12 protein-coding genes and 3 pseudogenes are annotated in these 13,793 nt (G+C 64.8%); 1 reads left to right on the forward strand and 14 read right to left on the reverse strand.

Going from position 1 to position 13,793, the window contains the following annotated elements; translation table 11 throughout:
• Position 1 precedes the first annotated feature (1 nt).
• The gene (locus AC1MLT_RS21635; RefSeq protein WP_481036399.1) at positions 2–199 is read left to right on the forward strand and encodes a hypothetical protein; all 198 of its coding nucleotides are present in this window, start codon (positions 2–4) and stop codon (positions 197–199) included.
• Positions 200–224: 25 nt separating this feature from the next.
• Here the strand turns inward: AC1MLT_RS21635 and AC1MLT_RS21640 are convergent, their stop codons facing one another.
• The 14 genes and pseudogenes from AC1MLT_RS21640 to AC1MLT_RS21705 form a co-directional block, all read right to left on the reverse strand.
• Entirely contained in the window at positions 225–1,034 is an 810-nt protein-coding gene (locus AC1MLT_RS21640; protein WP_481036401.1) for an IclR family transcriptional regulator, read from the reverse strand.
• A gap of 296 nt (positions 1,035–1,330) precedes the next feature.
• The gene (locus tag AC1MLT_RS21645) at positions 1,331–2,650 is read right to left on the reverse strand and encodes a cation:proton antiporter (RefSeq protein ID WP_481036403.1); all 1,320 of its coding nucleotides are present in this window, start codon (positions 2,648–2,650) and stop codon (positions 1,331–1,333) included.
• Between the two features lie 482 nt (positions 2,651–3,132).
• A complete protein-coding gene (locus AC1MLT_RS21650) occupies positions 3,133–4,029 on the reverse strand; it encodes an SDR family oxidoreductase (protein WP_481036404.1) in 897 nt (298 codons plus the stop codon).
• 78 nt (positions 4,030–4,107) lie between these two features.
• A complete protein-coding gene (locus AC1MLT_RS21655) occupies positions 4,108–4,419 on the reverse strand; it encodes an H-NS histone family protein (RefSeq protein ID WP_481036405.1) in 312 nt (103 codons plus the stop codon).
• Between the two features lie 237 nt (positions 4,420–4,656).
• Positions 4,657–5,826: an acyl-CoA dehydrogenase family protein gene (locus tag AC1MLT_RS21660; protein WP_481036406.1), complete on the reverse strand. Its 1,170-nt coding sequence runs from the start codon at positions 5,824–5,826 to the stop codon at positions 4,657–4,659.
• On the reverse strand, positions 5,823–7,061 hold the full coding sequence (locus AC1MLT_RS21665; RefSeq protein ID WP_481036407.1) for a CaiB/BaiF CoA transferase family protein: 1,239 nt from the start codon (positions 7,059–7,061) through the stop codon (positions 5,823–5,825). Before AC1MLT_RS21665 ends, AC1MLT_RS21660 begins: the two co-directional genes overlap by 4 nt.
• Before the next feature lie 8 nt (positions 7,062–7,069).
• Positions 7,070–8,074: a Bug family tripartite tricarboxylate transporter substrate binding protein gene (locus AC1MLT_RS21670; RefSeq protein ID WP_481036409.1), complete on the reverse strand. Its 1,005-nt coding sequence runs from the start codon at positions 8,072–8,074 to the stop codon at positions 7,070–7,072.
• Positions 8,075–8,113: 39 nt separating this feature from the next.
• Entirely contained in the window at positions 8,114–8,512 is a 399-nt protein-coding gene (locus tag AC1MLT_RS21675) for a cupin domain-containing protein (protein WP_481036410.1), read from the reverse strand.
• Between the two features lie 34 nt (positions 8,513–8,546).
• The gene (locus tag AC1MLT_RS21680) at positions 8,547–9,284 is read right to left on the reverse strand and encodes an IclR family transcriptional regulator (protein WP_481036411.1); all 738 of its coding nucleotides are present in this window, start codon (positions 9,282–9,284) and stop codon (positions 8,547–8,549) included.
• A 444-nt stretch (positions 9,285–9,728) separates the two neighbouring features.
• A pseudogene (locus AC1MLT_RS21685) lies at positions 9,729–9,917 on the reverse strand (IS3 family transposase); the annotation flags it as partial.
• 24 nt (positions 9,918–9,941) lie between these two features.
• Positions 9,942–10,979, reverse strand: coding sequence for an IS30 family transposase (locus AC1MLT_RS21690; protein ID WP_481035590.1), 1,038 nt, complete (start codon positions 10,977–10,979; stop codon positions 9,942–9,944).
• Positions 10,980–11,027: 48 nt separating this feature from the next.
• A pseudogene (locus AC1MLT_RS21695) lies at positions 11,028–11,653 on the reverse strand (transposase); the annotation flags it as partial.
• 174 nt (positions 11,654–11,827) lie between these two features.
• On the reverse strand, positions 11,828–13,489 hold the full coding sequence (locus AC1MLT_RS21700; RefSeq protein WP_481036413.1) for a phospholipase D-like domain-containing protein: 1,662 nt from the start codon (positions 13,487–13,489) through the stop codon (positions 11,828–11,830).
• Between the two features lie 97 nt (positions 13,490–13,586).
• Positions 13,587–13,793 (reverse strand): annotated as a pseudogene (locus tag AC1MLT_RS21705) (hypothetical protein); the annotation flags it as partial.

The raw sequence follows: 13,793 nt of genomic DNA on the forward strand, positions 1-13,793 counted from the left end.
CATGAAACTCCAACTGACCCTTGCCACCTTGGCGCTCGCCGCCAGTTCACTGGTGGGCGCGCAGCCCAGCGAGTACTACGTGTGGAAGAACAAGACCACCGGCGCCACGATGTGCGAGCCGGACATGCCGGCCGACAAGTGGACCCGGGAATCCGGCCCCTACGAGGATTCCAACTGCAAGTTCAAGAAGCCGACCTGAGGCGGCGAGTCGACGCCGCGGCGGCCTAGGGACGGGCCACCGACGGCATCGGCCAGGGATCGACAGGTCCCCGGCCCGGCATGCCCTCGGCGTGGACCGACCACTCCTCGAGCATGTCCTTGAGCGTCTGATGCAGCAGCGTGAGCTTGGAATCCAGCCGCGCCAGCGGGCCGCCGATGCCCACGGTCAGGCGCCGGCTGCCCACGGGCCGCGACAGCGGCATCGCGATCATTCCCGCTCCCCACGTCACGCGCCCGCGCGACATGGCGAAGCCACGCCGGCGCACCTCGGCGACCTCCCGCTTGACGGCCGCCACCCGGACCTCCGGCGAGCCCGCCACCTTGTCGAGCCTGACCCGCGTGATCGCCTCGCTGAGTTCGCAAGGATCCATCTCGCTGAGCAGGGCCAGGCCCACCGCCGACGTGCACAGCGGCCTCAGCATGCCGGCCTGCACATCGATGAGCAGCGGGTGGGCCGCGCGGATCACGTGCACATAGCGGGCGAAGTTCCCCGTGCGTTCCGCGACGACCACCGTCTCCCCGGTGCGCGCGCGCGCCTGTTCGAGCAGCTGGATCAGATCGGCTTCGCTGGAGAGCTCCTGCGGACTGACCCAGGCACCGAGCTGCGACAACTTGCGCGTGGGCATGTAGCTGCTGCGCCTGCGATCGTGCATGAAGTAGCCGCGCGCGGTGAGGGTGGCGAGCAGTGCGGCGCAGCTGGATTGCGGATAGCCCGTCAACGCGATGATTTCACCGAACACGAGCGGGCGCTGGACACGGTCGAAGAGTTCGAGGAGCTCGAGCACCCTCAGCGCGCTTTTGACAGGAAGATCCATGGTGATCGGCACGCTGCCGCAGTGGGAGGTCTGGCTTGAACGGAGCCGTCGGTGCAAGGCATCACGCGGCGGCGGTGACAGGATGCCCACGCAGTTTCCGTGCCTCGGGTGTCCAGTGGGATTGTCTCGAGGCCCGTGCCGGTCGTGACGTCGGTCGCGACGCCGATCCGACGACACGCGCACGGGGCATCCATCGGGGAATCACAGGGTCCGGACGCGCGCACCGACCGTCATGGCGCCGCGATGGCGTCGTGGCACGCCATGCCGGCATGCGGAACACGTCTTCCGGACGAGCTTCAGCCCATCTCCCGGGACATCCCATCCTTGCTCTTCCTGCGACGCTTGCGGTTCTTGTACAGGGTCATGATGGGTGTCGCGGAAACCCCATGCAGCACCACGGATGCGGCGACGGTGAACAGCACGACCTGTGTGATGTGGTCCGCCACCGGGTCGAGTCCCAGGTCGTGGGTCAGGACGAAGGCCAGGTAGTACATCGAGCCCACGCCGCGCACCCCCATCCAGGCGCCGATGCGCCGCTGGGGGCCGGTCCAGTCGCTGCGCCACGTCACCAGGAAAACCGACAGGGGTCGGATGACGAACAGCAGGCTGGCCGCCAGTGCCGCGTTCGGCCAGGTCAGCATCTCGAGCGTCAGCAGGCTCCCGATGACCAGCATCGCCGCCATCTCGGCGAATTTCTCCAGGTCCTCGATGAAGTCCAGGGCGATGTTGGTGACCTCGGTCGCGGGCAGGCGTTGGGGCGAACGCACCTCCGGGCCTGGATTCGCCTTGACGACCTCTCCCACGACTTCCTGCTCGATGCCACGCATGCCCAGACCGGCGACGAACACGGCCAGGAACCCATAGACCGACGCATGGATCGACAGACCATAGGTGACGGCGATCAGACCCAGCGCCAGGAAGCTTTCCATGCCGATGGCCGAGCCCTTGTGACGCCGCAGGGCCATCACCGCGCGCGTGAAGCCGGCGCCGCACAGCCAGCCGATGCCGATGCCACCGACGACCGCCCAGAGCACGTCCACCCCGAACCAGGTCATTCCATAGGGGCCGAGTTCGTGATAGCCCATCAGGCCCAGGGCCAGCATGACGAACGGGAAGGCCGTGCCATCGTTCAGGCCGCCCTCGGCGGTCAAGCCGAACCGCAGGGCGTCGCGGTCCTCGCCATGGGACACCTGGACTTCGGAAGCCAGCACGGGATCCGTGGGCGCGAGCAATGCGCCCACCAGCAGCGACACGGCGAGGGACCCACCCAGCGCCACGCCGACGGCCGCGGTCAGCCCGATCGTGACCACCATGGCGACGGTGGCCAGCAGGATGGGCACCTTCCAGGGCGCATGGGAGGAACGCACGGGCAGTTTCAGTCCCACCGCGAACAAGGACACGAGCACGACCACCTCGGTCAGGATCTCCAGCAGATGGGCATCGTCGTGGATGCCCATGCTCAGGTCGAGCAGTTCCAACCCATAGGGACCCGCGGCCACCCCGAGGATCATGTAGACCGCCGCCGAGCTGAAAGGGATCTTCTTGAGCAGGCTGTCCGATATCGACATGATCAACAGCAGCAGGCCGAGGAACAGGCACCAGTTGGCAAAGGTCATGAGATCGATCGGTGAGCGAGAAGAGAGATGGACGAAGCGGGCGGATCGACCCCGGCGGAGGCCGGTCGGCATCGAGCCGGCATTCAGCCAGGGACCCGGACCCACCTTCGCAGGGATGGCCTGCGGTCCTCCAGTACGCCGCGTGGCGATGGGACAGCGTTCGCAGGGGCATCGCTCTCGTGCATGGAGAAGACCGATCGAACCCGAGGTACGGATCGTGACCATCGGCGCGGATCCCATTCCAGTCCGATGCCTTGCCGACTCGTCAGGAAAAATCGTTCAGATCACCCGATCAGCGAAATCCATGTCATTTGACATACGGTCGATCCGATCCTCGACGCGAGCAGGTCGAAGACGACCGTGGCCGGTCCGGATGGCGCAGCTTCGATGACAGGCCTCCGGATCACTCGTTCTGGTGGAGGCTCGCAGGAGGCGTCATCTCATCACGCCCCGTGGAGGAAGACCATGCACTGCGGGATCGGTCAGGGCGTGACCATGCCACCGTTCACGTTCAACGTCTCGCCCGAGACATAGCTCGACTCAGCGGAAGCAAGAAAGACATAGGCGGGCGCGATTTCCGCGGGCTGGCCGGAACGCTTGTAGGTGTTCTCGTCGTCGAAGGCTTTCATCTGCTCGTCCGACACTCCGCCCGACACCTGCAGCGCGGTCCACACGGGCCCGGGTGCGACGACATTGACTCGAATACCGCGCGAGGCGACCTGCTGCGAGAGGCCCTTCGAAAAATTGTTGATCGCCGCCTTGGTGGCCGCATAGTCCAGACGTTCCGGCGACGGCTTGTAGGCCTCCAGCGAAGCGGTGTTGATGATGCTGGCACCGGCCGACATGTGTCCCAGCGCGGCCTTGGTGATCCAGAAATTGGCGAACACGTTCGTGCGGAACGTCAGCTCGAACTGCTCGTCGGACAGATCCGCGATCTGCGCGACAGCCACCTGCTTGCCGGCGTTGTTGACGAGGATGTCGAGCCCGCCGAGTACACCGACGGCTTCCGCGACGAGCGCGCGACAGCGATCGGCGTCCGTGATGTCGGCGGCGATCGCGTGCCCCTTCCTGCCGGCTTTCTCGATCTGGTCGAGGATGTGCGCGGCATCCTCCTGCTCCGCAGGCAGGTGCACGATCACGACATCGGCGCCCTCGCGCGCGAACGCGATGGCGACCGCGCCGCCGATGCCGGAGTCGCCGCCCGTGATCAATGCCTTGCGCCCCGCGAGGCGTCCGCTGCCACGATAGGTCGCCTCGCCCAGATCGGGCACTGGAGTCATCCGCGCCTGGATGCCGGGTACCGGCTGATGCTGCACGGGCGGTTCCACACGGGCGTATTGCTCGATCGGATTCGCCAAGCTGTATTGATCACGGGACATGGTGTTCCTCACTCATCCAAAAAAAGACCCGTCACATCGCGAGTGCGATGGACGATGTGACCCCCCTGACGAGGCCCTTCAACTGATCAAGAGGTTTTCCGCCAAGGTCCCGGCGCTCAGGGCTTCGGACACCCAGGCTGGTTTCGAGCCGCGCCCGGACCACGTGTTGCCGCTGGTCTCATCGATGTACCTGGGAACGAGCACGGTCCTCGGCTTCCCCGGTCGCTGCTTGTGACTGGAGTCGAAGATCATCGCTTCGGTGAGTTCGTAGTGCTCGATCAACTGATTCAATTCGGCGATGACGGCGGGAAGTTCGAACTGCCGCACTCTCTCGGCCTCCGCGTTCAGCCGGGCGATCTCGGTTTTCAATTCTGGGTAGGTTTTGCTCATCAGTGCGTTTTCGGCCGTTGCTTGCTGTACTGAAGTCTAGTCAACGTGACCTTCGACCTTCGGCGTGCAGGACTTACATCCACGCGTCTTCTGCGGTTCCTTGCTGCGGGTCGGCTGCTGCCGTTGAAAGATCGCGGCATCCATCGACCTCAGATTCATCTTGAGGACTCAGATCTGGATGGCGTCAGGACGCTCGGCATGTCTGTCGTCGGCAGCCACCTGGTGAGTGCTCGCTTCTCAATAAGACTTCGGCAAACCAAGCGCCTTTTCGGCGATGAAATTCAAGATCATCTGAGGGCTGACTGGAGCAATGCGTGGAATGTAACTCTCGCGCAACAGTCGCTCGACGTGGTACTCCTTCGCATAGCCCATTCCGCCCAGCGTGAGCACCGCGTTCTGGCACGCGTCGTGCGCGGCTTCGGCGGCGAGGTACTTGGCGGCATTGGCCTCGATGCCGCAGGGCTGCCCGGCGTCGTAGAGCGTGGCGGCCTTGAAGACCATCAGATCGGCGGCTTCGAGATTTGCCCAGGCCCGCGCGAGCGGATGCGCGACGCCCTGGTTCTGCCCGATCGGGCGGCCGAACACGACGCGTTCGCTGGCGTACTGCGCCGCGAGGCGCAACGCCGCGCGGCCGATCCCGATGGCTTCCGCGGCGATCAGGATGCGCTCGGGGTTCAGCCCGTGCAGGATGTACTCGAAACCCCGGCCCTCCTCGCCGATGCGGTCTTCCTCGGACACCGGCAGGCCGTCGATGAAGAGCATGTTCGAGTCCACCGCCGCTCGGCCCAGCTTGTGGATCTCGCGCACCTCCACATGCGCGCGGTCGAGCGGCGTGTAGAACAGCGTGAGGCCCTGCGTCGGCTTCTTCACCTGGTCGAGCGGCGTGGTGCGGGTGAGGATCAACATACGCTGGGCCACCTGCGCGGTGGATATCCAGATCTTCCGGCCGTGCAGCAGGTAGCCGCCATCGGGCTGGCGCACGGCCTGCGTCCTGAGCTTGGTGGTGTCGAGCCCGGCATCGGGTTCGGTCACCGCGAAGCAGGCTTTCTCGGTGCCAGCGATCAGCGACGGCAGGAAGCGCTGGCGCTGCGCCTCACTGCCGAAGACCACGACCGGATTGAGCCCGAAGATGTTCATGTGTACGGCGGAGGCGCCCGACATGCCCGCACCCGACGCGCTGATGGCCCGCATCATCAGCGCCGCTTCGGTGATGCCCAGCCCGGCGCCGCCCTGGGCTTCGGGCATCGCGATGCCGAGCCATCCGCTCGCCGCCACCGCGCGATGGAATTCGTGCGGGAAGACGGCGCTGTCGTCGTGCTCGCGCCAGTACTCGAGCGGGAAATCGTCGCAGAGCCGTTCGATGGCGGCGACCAGGGCGCGCTGGTCTTCGGTGAGAGAGAAATTCATCGGGCGTCCTCGGGTTGCAATGTCACGCGGCGGGCCAGCAGGTCGGCGATGACGGCGTCGTCGTAGCCCGCCTCGCGCAGCAGCTCGACGCTGTGTTCGCCGATGCGCGGCGCGTGGCGGCGGATGCCGGCCGGCGTGGCGCGGTAGCGGCCGACCGGCGCCGGCGTGCGGATGCGGCCTTCGCTCGGATGGTCGCTCTCCTGGAAGAAACCGACGGCACGCAGATGCGGGTCGTCGAGCAGGCTGTCGGTAGTGTGGAGTCGCGCCACCGGCACATCGGCCGCCTCCAGCGCCGCCATCCAGGCGTCGCAGGTGCGCGTGGCCATCACTTCGGCGACGAAGGCATACACCGCGCCGATGTTCGCGGCGCGCGCAGTGTGGGTACCGAACATCGGCGCATCGCGCAGCTCGGGCCGGCCGATCACCTCGAAGAAGGACTGCCAGTGCTTGTCGTTGTAGATCAGCACGCTCAGGTAGCCGTCCGCCGTCGCGTAAGGCTTGCGATGCGGCGCCAGCAGGCGCGCATAGCCGGTCGGCCCGATGGGTGGCTCGAAGCTGTGGCCGCCGAGATGGTCGCCCATCACGAACTGCGCGAGCGCCTCGAACATCGGCACTTCGACCGCTTGCCCGCGACCGGTGCGCTGCGCGCTGAAAACGGCAGCCAGCAGCGCGATGGCCGCCTGCAGTCCGACCGCGCGGTCGGCCAGCGTGACCGGCGCATAGCGCGGCTCGGCACCGCTTTGCCGCGCGAACAGCGACGCCACGCCGACCGCGCCCTGGATCAGGTCGTCGTAGGCGGGCTTGCCGGCATACGGCCCCTCCTCGCCGTAACCGAAGGCGCCGATGTAGACGATCTTCGGATTGACCGCCGCCACGGCTTCGTAGCCCAGTCCAAGCCGGGCCATCGCCTGCGGCCGGACGTTGTAGACGAGCGCATCGCAGTCCGCCGCCAGCCGCAGGCAGGCGTCGCGGCCTTCGGGCTGCTTGAGGTCCAGCACGATCGAGCGCTTGTTGCGGTTCAGGTGCATCGCCATCGCGCCCATGCCGGGATGGCGCATCGGCCCGACGGCGCGCAGGTTGTCGCCGGCCGGCGGCTCGACCTTGACGACGTCGGCGCCCAGGTCGCCCAGCGTCTGCGTGGCGTAGGGCCCCATCACCACGGCGGTCAGGTCGAGGATGCGCAGGCCGTGCAGCGGACCCTTCGTCGCTCCGGCGGGCGTCGTCTCGGTTGTCATTCAGGCCTTCATTCGGGCTGGATGCCGGCGGCCTGGATCAGCTTCTTCCACTTCGCCAGCTCGTTGACCGTGAAGGCGCCCATCTCCTCGGGCGTGCTGCCGAAGGCATCAAAACCGAGCTTGCTGGTGCGCTCGCGAAAGCTGGCGCTGTTGGCCATCTGCGAGAGCGCGCGATTGAGCGTGACGACGATCTCCTTGGGCGTGCCGGCCGGCGCGAAGACGCCGTTCCAGGAGGTGATGTCGAAGCCCTTCAGTTCGGGCGTGTCGGCCACCGGCGGCAGCTCGGCGAACAGCTGGGTGCGCTCCTGGGTTGTGACGGCGATTGCCCGCATCCGCCCCGCCTGCACGGTGGCGAGGCCGGCGGCCAGATCGACGAACATGAACGACACCTGCCCGCCGATCAGGTCGGCGATGGCCGGCGGCGTGCTTTTGTAGGGCACATGCAGCATCGGCACGCCACTCATGCGCGACAGCGTGGCGCCTGAGACGATGCCGGTGCTGTTGCCGCTGGCGTAGGTCGTCTTGCCCGGATTGGCGCGCGCCCAGGCCAGCAGCTCGGCCGTGGTCTTCACCGGCAGCGCGTTGTTCACCACCAGCATGAAAGGCAGGTTGCCCATGCGGCTGACCGGTGCGAAATCCTTGACGGGGTCGTACGGCAGGCTCTTCATCAGGCTCGGGTTGGCCGAATGCGTGGTGTTGGTGGTCATGAACAGCGTGTAGCCGTCCGGCGCCGCCTTGGCCACTGCCTCGGCGGCGATGATGCCATTGGCGCCGGCCCTGTTGTCGACGATGACGGAACCCTTCAGCGCCTCGCCCAGCATCTGCGCGGTGATGCGCGCCACCGCGTCGGTGCCGCTGCCGGCGGCGAACGGCACCACCAGGCGGATCGGCTGGCGCGGATACGCGTCGCCCTGCGCGCGGACCCACGGCGCCACGCCGGCGGACGCGGTGCCCGCGGCGAGTGCGATGAAATCGCGGCGGGTGGGTGTCGAAACGGCGGTCGGCTCCTGCATGCTTGTCTCCTTCGTTGTTGATCGATCGGCGTCGCGAGGTCAGGCACGGATCACGCGTTCGGACGATTCCTCGTAGGGCGGGCTGTAGATCACCAGCACCCGCACCGGCTCCTCGCTCACCACCGTGAAGGTGTGCATGGCGTCCGCCGGAAAGAAGCAGCAGTCGCCCGGTGCGAGCTCCCGGCGCTGGCCGCCGACTTCCGCGACCGCGCGGCCCTGGAGCATGTAGCAGACCTGCTCGATGCCCGGATGGGCATGCGGCAGCGCGCCCTTGCCATGCTGGATATGGCCGACCAGCACTTCGAGCTGCCTGGCGCCCACGGTCTCCGGGCCGATCAGGCGCTTGTTGAGCGTGCCGACATGGTTGGCCGGGTGGTAGCCCTCGATCTCGTCCTCGCGCACGAAGTAGCGCGGCGCGTTCCGGGTGGTTTTGGTCATGGTGTTTCCTGGTCGATCGTGATGGTGGCGGTGTTCAGCTCTTGCGCTCGACCGAGATGCACGCGGCGCGCAGCATGGCGGCGATCTCCTCGCAGCGGGGTTCCAGCCGGTAGCGCGGACCGGCCACCGAGATGGCATAGGACTCGCCGCCGATGCGCAGCGGCCAGGCGAACCCGGCCAGGTCGGAGATGCTTTCACCGAGGTTCGCGAACCAACCGCGCGCCAGCGACCGCACGATCTCCCGCTCGACGGCGGCGGGCTCGGTGAGCGTGGCGTCGGTCAGCTTTTCCATCCGGCTCGCGGCGAGCAGCGCGTGGCGCGCTTGCGCATCCAGCGTCGAAAGCAGCGCACGGCCCAGCGAGTTGGCATAGGCCTCGCGCGTCTCGCCGGCTTCCGCGGCATAGCGAATGGCCTGCGGCGCATCGACCACCTCGAGGTAGACCACGCGGCCGGGCGGCTGCAGCTTGGCGAACACGACGGTCTCGCGCGCGGTGTCGCGCAGCTCCGCCAGCGTCGGCCTGACGCGGTCGAGGACCGGATCGTGTGCCGCGATCACCTGCGCCATCGCCAGCAGACGGTTGGTCGGGTAGTAACCCTGGCGCCGGCCTGTCTCGTAGAGGTAGCCACGCTGCTCCAGCGTGCGAAGCAGACCCAGGCAGGTCGAGACCGGCATCTCGAGCAGACGGGCCATCTCGCTCAGTGCGAGCGGCTGCTTCTCCTGCGCGAAAAGCTCGATCATCTCGACCACCCGCAACGCCATTTTCACTGTCATGAATTTATTTTCATGCAGTTGAATAATTTTGCAAGCCGGACTTGCCCTGAGTGGCTCCTTCCACACCGGACCCACTTCAATCCAAAACTCCTTGGGGCCTAAGATTACTTACATCGGCCATCTGTCCGTTGTGACCTGTAGAAGATTCGTTTAGGCGCGCCAAGCATCAGGTCATGCAGTACTGTCCGCCAGCACGCTGGCCAGCAGTTGCCACGCGAACACCGGCAACGCGTTGATGTCATTCGTGCAGGCGCCCAGCGAACGCGTTGCTCAGACATCGTCGAGCTCTATTGCCTTCACCCCGGCGGCACGCCGGCAACGAACGGCGTCTTACTGCAGCACTACGCCGACCGCAGCATCCTGTCCGACTATCCGACAGACCTCCCGGTAGTCCAAGTTTTCATCTACACCCCCAGTGGGTTAGTTTTACATCGGCGTCAACACATACTTGTCGCCCACCGCTGCACGGGCGCGGTGATAGAAGTACGAACTGCGCGCAAGACCCAACTGGGTGAGGAGCTCTGGCAGGCCATGGTGCTCCCTGAGGGCGTCAATCAGCAGTGTCTTCTCCCGGTTGGTCAGGAGCTGCAGGTCGACGCCCAGGCCTTTTTTTAACAGGGTGGATTCAAACTTGAAGCGCAACACCCAGAGATTCAATCAATGAATCAGGGTTGAGGGAGTCGAACTGCTGAGGAGCAGTTGTCGGTAGACGGCAAGTGGTGATCGTACGCCCAGTGCCTTGCGCGGCCGGTCATTGATCTCGTCTGCAATGGCGTCGAGCTGCTCCTGGCTGTAGCCCGAGAGATCGGTGCCCTTGGGCAGGTACTGGCGCACCAGGCCGTTGGTGTTTTCATTGCTGCCGCGCTGCCAGGGGCTGTGCGGATCACAGAAGTACACCGCCACGCCCGTGCGCTCGGTCAGCTTGGCATGCATTGCCATTTCCCGGCCCCGGTCGTAGGTCATGCTCTGGCGCATCGGCTGGGCAATGCTGGCGAGTTTGTCGCTGAAGGCTTGCAGCACATGTGCTGCGGTCGCTGGCTTGGGATGAGGCAGCTTCACGAGCATCAGCAGCCGGCTGCTGCGCTCCACCAAGGTGCCCACCGCGCTGGCGTTGCCCTCGCCCTTGATCAGGTCACCTTCCCAATGGCCGGGGAATTGACGGTCCTCGATCTCGGGCGGACGCACGTGGATGCTCAGCATGTCGGGGATCTGGCCACGGCGGTCCTCCCCCTTGCTGCGGGGCAGGCGCTTGTTGTGCGCATGGCGCAGGCAGGCGATCAGGTCCCGACGCAGCTCACCCACGGGCTGGGCGTAGATGCAGTTGTAGATAGTCTCGTGCGACACGCAGTACTCATGCCCTTTGGGGTACAGGCGAGCGAGCGCCAAGGCCACTTGCTCGGGCGACCAGCGCAGGCGAAGGAAGTGCTCGACGGCGCCAAACAGGATCGAGTCGACATGCAGTTTACGCAACGGGCGGGCCTGCGCTCGACGATGGCTGCAGGCTTGCTGCGCGAGGGCACTGCCGTACCGACCCGTGGGCGCGGTGTTGCGCTGCAACTCCCGGCTGATCGTGCTCGCATTGCGACCGAGCACGCGTGCCATGGCGCGGATGCCCAAACCCTGCTGCTTCAGACTGGCCAGGGTGACGCGGTCTTCGGGCTGGAGTTGGGTATAGGTGGCAGGATGAGGCAACATGACGGGACCTTACAGGGCCGGGTGTTGCACTTCAGGTTTGAATCCGCCCAGTTCGTTGGCCTTGTTTAAGAGGTCCTGCTCAAGGCGAAGTTGCCTGACTGCGCGGCGCAGCAACTCAACCTCGTGCTCGAGCTCGTCGCGCTCTTGCGACGGCAAAGATGGAGGGGTGCGTTTCATGGATGCGGGTGCCTCACGTCCCAGAAGTTGATTCTTCCAGTTGTACAGCGTTGGACGGCACACGCCGAGCTTGTCGGCTACAGCCTGCGCACTTTCTTCGCGCGTGCAAAGCGCCATGACTCCCGCCTGCATCAGCTCCCCGGAATACCTTCGTCGGCCCACACTGCCGACTACAGATCTCATAGCCTCAGGGAGGCTCTCGCGAATCCAAGCAGTCAGCGTCCCTCGGCCTGGATAGCCAAGCGCTCTGATGGTGGCCGCGATGCACTGGTCGTGAGTGACGTAGTGCTCGAGAGCCGCGGCTTTTTGCGCCTGCGAGAACTTGGGTCTCCGGCCTGCATAGCCCGTTGGCAAGTCGAGCTTCTGCTGGTATTCGCGGTACCAGCCCTTCAAAGCATTCTTGGTTGGGTAACCAGCTGCCTGATGGTGGGCCTGACCCGTTTGCCGAGCTTGATGTAGAGCTCGACGGCTCGAATTCTGTCTGGATACGAATACATGAACTACCTCCTGGTAGTCCAAGTTTTCGTCCGCACCCCCGAGTCAATAAGTTTATTCAGCAGCAATCGGAGCGGATGGGAAAAGTGATCCGCAATGGAAACATCCGTCCAGAATAAAATAAACGATATCAATCGCCAGTTTGCAACTCGGAAACTTAAGATTATGTGAGTTATCTATATCTTGCGCGCGCCACGGAGCCCAGCTTCGCGAACCCAGCGCCATGTGAGCACCCCGATGCATGCAAGGGCCAGCGCAGCGAATGCGGCTGTTCGGACCGGTGCAACTTTGCGCAGTGCCCGTACAAAGCTCTCGGCCATGGCCTCCGGCCGGTGCGGATCAAGCACATGGGTTTTGGCTAGCTCCCGGTCGGCTACCGACAGGGCGGGTGGCTTGAAGAGGACCAAGGTTTTTCCTTGTGGGCGCATCAAAATATCTAAAGTCCGAACAAGCGAGCCGTTCGCCACGCGCAGCGCCGCTTCGAACTCCGTGCGGCGTACCCCCAGGTGTTCCGCCATCAGGCTGTCGCGAATGCGGAGGATGGCGACGCGAACTGCTGACGCGCTGGGATCGCCCCGCTGCGCCTCCACGGCGAGGTCGCATTCTGTGTCCAAGCCCATCGAGCGGTTGTTGATGTTCGACGAGCCCACACGCAGCAGTGCATCGTCTACTACCAACACCTTGGCGTGAACGTAGATGTCTGCGCCGCCTGCAGTAACCGGTGTGCAAAAGCGCAGTCGATCGTAGCGGTCCGCTCTTTTGAGTTGCTCGAACAGCAGGGCCCGGGCGGCGCCCATGACCATTTCTTCAAGCCAGCCTTGCGCCCGCTTGGGGTTCACGATAACCACCTCCGGGCCGTCCGGCTCGGCAAGCCGCCGCTCTAAGGCTTCGCTGATCCGATGCGCGCTAAAGTATTGGCTTTCCAGATAGATGCTTTGGCGCGCCGAAGCGATTGCCGCGAGGTAGAGGGCCTCAATCTCGCGTATCTCCGGTTGGCCGTCATAGGCCGGACTGGTGCGCGCGATGGCCACGTTCACATCCCGGAACACCGGCGTCAGCTCTGAAGGCCAGCAATCGCGTCCGCTCGGTGGTGTTTCGGGTCGCCACCCGTTGGCCGCCGTCCAGCGGTCCCGGGCAAGTTCCCCAAGCGCTCGAGCTGCCGCACCGTCCACCGCGGTCGTCACGTCGTGCCACGGGTCGTGGCGGCTACCGCCCGGCCCGCGGCGTAGCGGCTCATCGTCACGATGCGCGGGCGTGTCCCAGCGGCCGTCGGTAACATCAATGCCTCCACAAAAGGCGATGGAATCGTCGATCACGACGATCTTTTGATGGTGACACCCCCCCGGAGGGTGCTGCTGGTCCAAGTGAAAGTGAAGACGATTGCCGCCCAGCCAATCCAGCAGGAAGAACGGCGTCGTGCCACGAAACGGCATTTTGAGGAAGGCCAAGTCCCAACGCAGAACGTAAATTCGCAGCGCCGGATTTTGGCGTATGGCGCGGTTCAGAAGCTGACCGATTCGGTTGGGCGTCGAGGTGTTGCCAGTGCGGTCCAGTTCGATGCGTGCGTCGAAATCCCAGCCAATCAGAAGGATGGAATGCTGCGCCTGCAAAATCGTCGTCTTCAAATGGAGAAAGTAATCTGAAGCGTCGATGATGACGGCCATGCGGTCGGCACTCGGCATTTGCCAGCAGGTTGTGCCTGGTTTCAGTACGCCCGAAATCGGTTGGGTCTTATCGAAGGATTCGTTGGCGGGCACGTCAGGCAATTTGTTGTTGAATTTTACCCAAGGGACGGGCGAGAAATAGTTGACGCCGGGCACCACCGTGACGGCAAACACGCAAGGTCCGGATATGGACGACAAGAAGAGGGCCCCATTCGGGGCCCTCTTCTATCTGCCAATGGGGCCGCTTTCGCCGTGAAACTACTCGCGCTGCTTATTTCTTTTTGCCGCCCGTGTCTTGGTGCCCGTGCTGATCCTTGTCGCCCGGTGTGTGGCCCTTGTGATCGTGGTGCTCTTCGGTTTGCTTCTTGGCAGGCACCGAGGTGTCGCGATGACCATGTTCATCCAGATCCCCGGGAGTATGGCCCTTGTGGTCGTGGTGGGGTCCGGGTTTTTCAGTGGGCTGCTTGGTACTCATGGC

The sequence above is a fragment of the Variovorax sp. PEI5 genome (assembly GCF_056679935.1).

Bases quoted from the DNA above. Each gene is read 5' to 3' on its own strand.
- AC1MLT_RS21635 (WP_481036399.1), top strand. From the start codon at position 2: ATGAAACTCCAACTGACCCTTGCCACCTTGGCGCTCGCCGCCAGTTCA.
- AC1MLT_RS21640 (WP_481036401.1), bottom strand. From the start codon at position 1,034: ATGGATCTTCCTGTCAAAAGCGCGCTGAGGGTGCTCGAGCTCCTCGAA.
- AC1MLT_RS21645 (WP_481036403.1), bottom strand. From the start codon at position 2,650: ATGACCTTTGCCAACTGGTGCCTGTTCCTCGGCCTGCTGCTGTTGATC.
- AC1MLT_RS21650 (WP_481036404.1), bottom strand. From the start codon at position 4,029: ATGTCCCGTGATCAATACAGCTTGGCGAATCCGATCGAGCAATACGCC.
- AC1MLT_RS21655 (WP_481036405.1), bottom strand. From the start codon at position 4,419: ATGAGCAAAACCTACCCAGAATTGAAAACCGAGATCGCCCGGCTGAAC.
- AC1MLT_RS21660 (WP_481036406.1), bottom strand. From the start codon at position 5,826: ATGAATTTCTCTCTCACCGAAGACCAGCGCGCCCTGGTCGCCGCCATC.
- AC1MLT_RS21665 (WP_481036407.1), bottom strand. From the start codon at position 7,061: ATGACAACCGAGACGACGCCCGCCGGAGCGACGAAGGGTCCGCTGCAC.
- AC1MLT_RS21670 (WP_481036409.1), bottom strand. From the start codon at position 8,074: ATGCAGGAGCCGACCGCCGTTTCGACACCCACCCGCCGCGATTTCATC.
- AC1MLT_RS21675 (WP_481036410.1), bottom strand. From the start codon at position 8,512: ATGACCAAAACCACCCGGAACGCGCCGCGCTACTTCGTGCGCGAGGAC.
- AC1MLT_RS21680 (WP_481036411.1), bottom strand. From the start codon at position 9,284: ATGACAGTGAAAATGGCGTTGCGGGTGGTCGAGATGATCGAGCTTTTC.
- AC1MLT_RS21690 (WP_481035590.1), bottom strand. From the start codon at position 10,979: ATGTTGCCTCATCCTGCCACCTATACCCAACTCCAGCCCGAAGACCGC.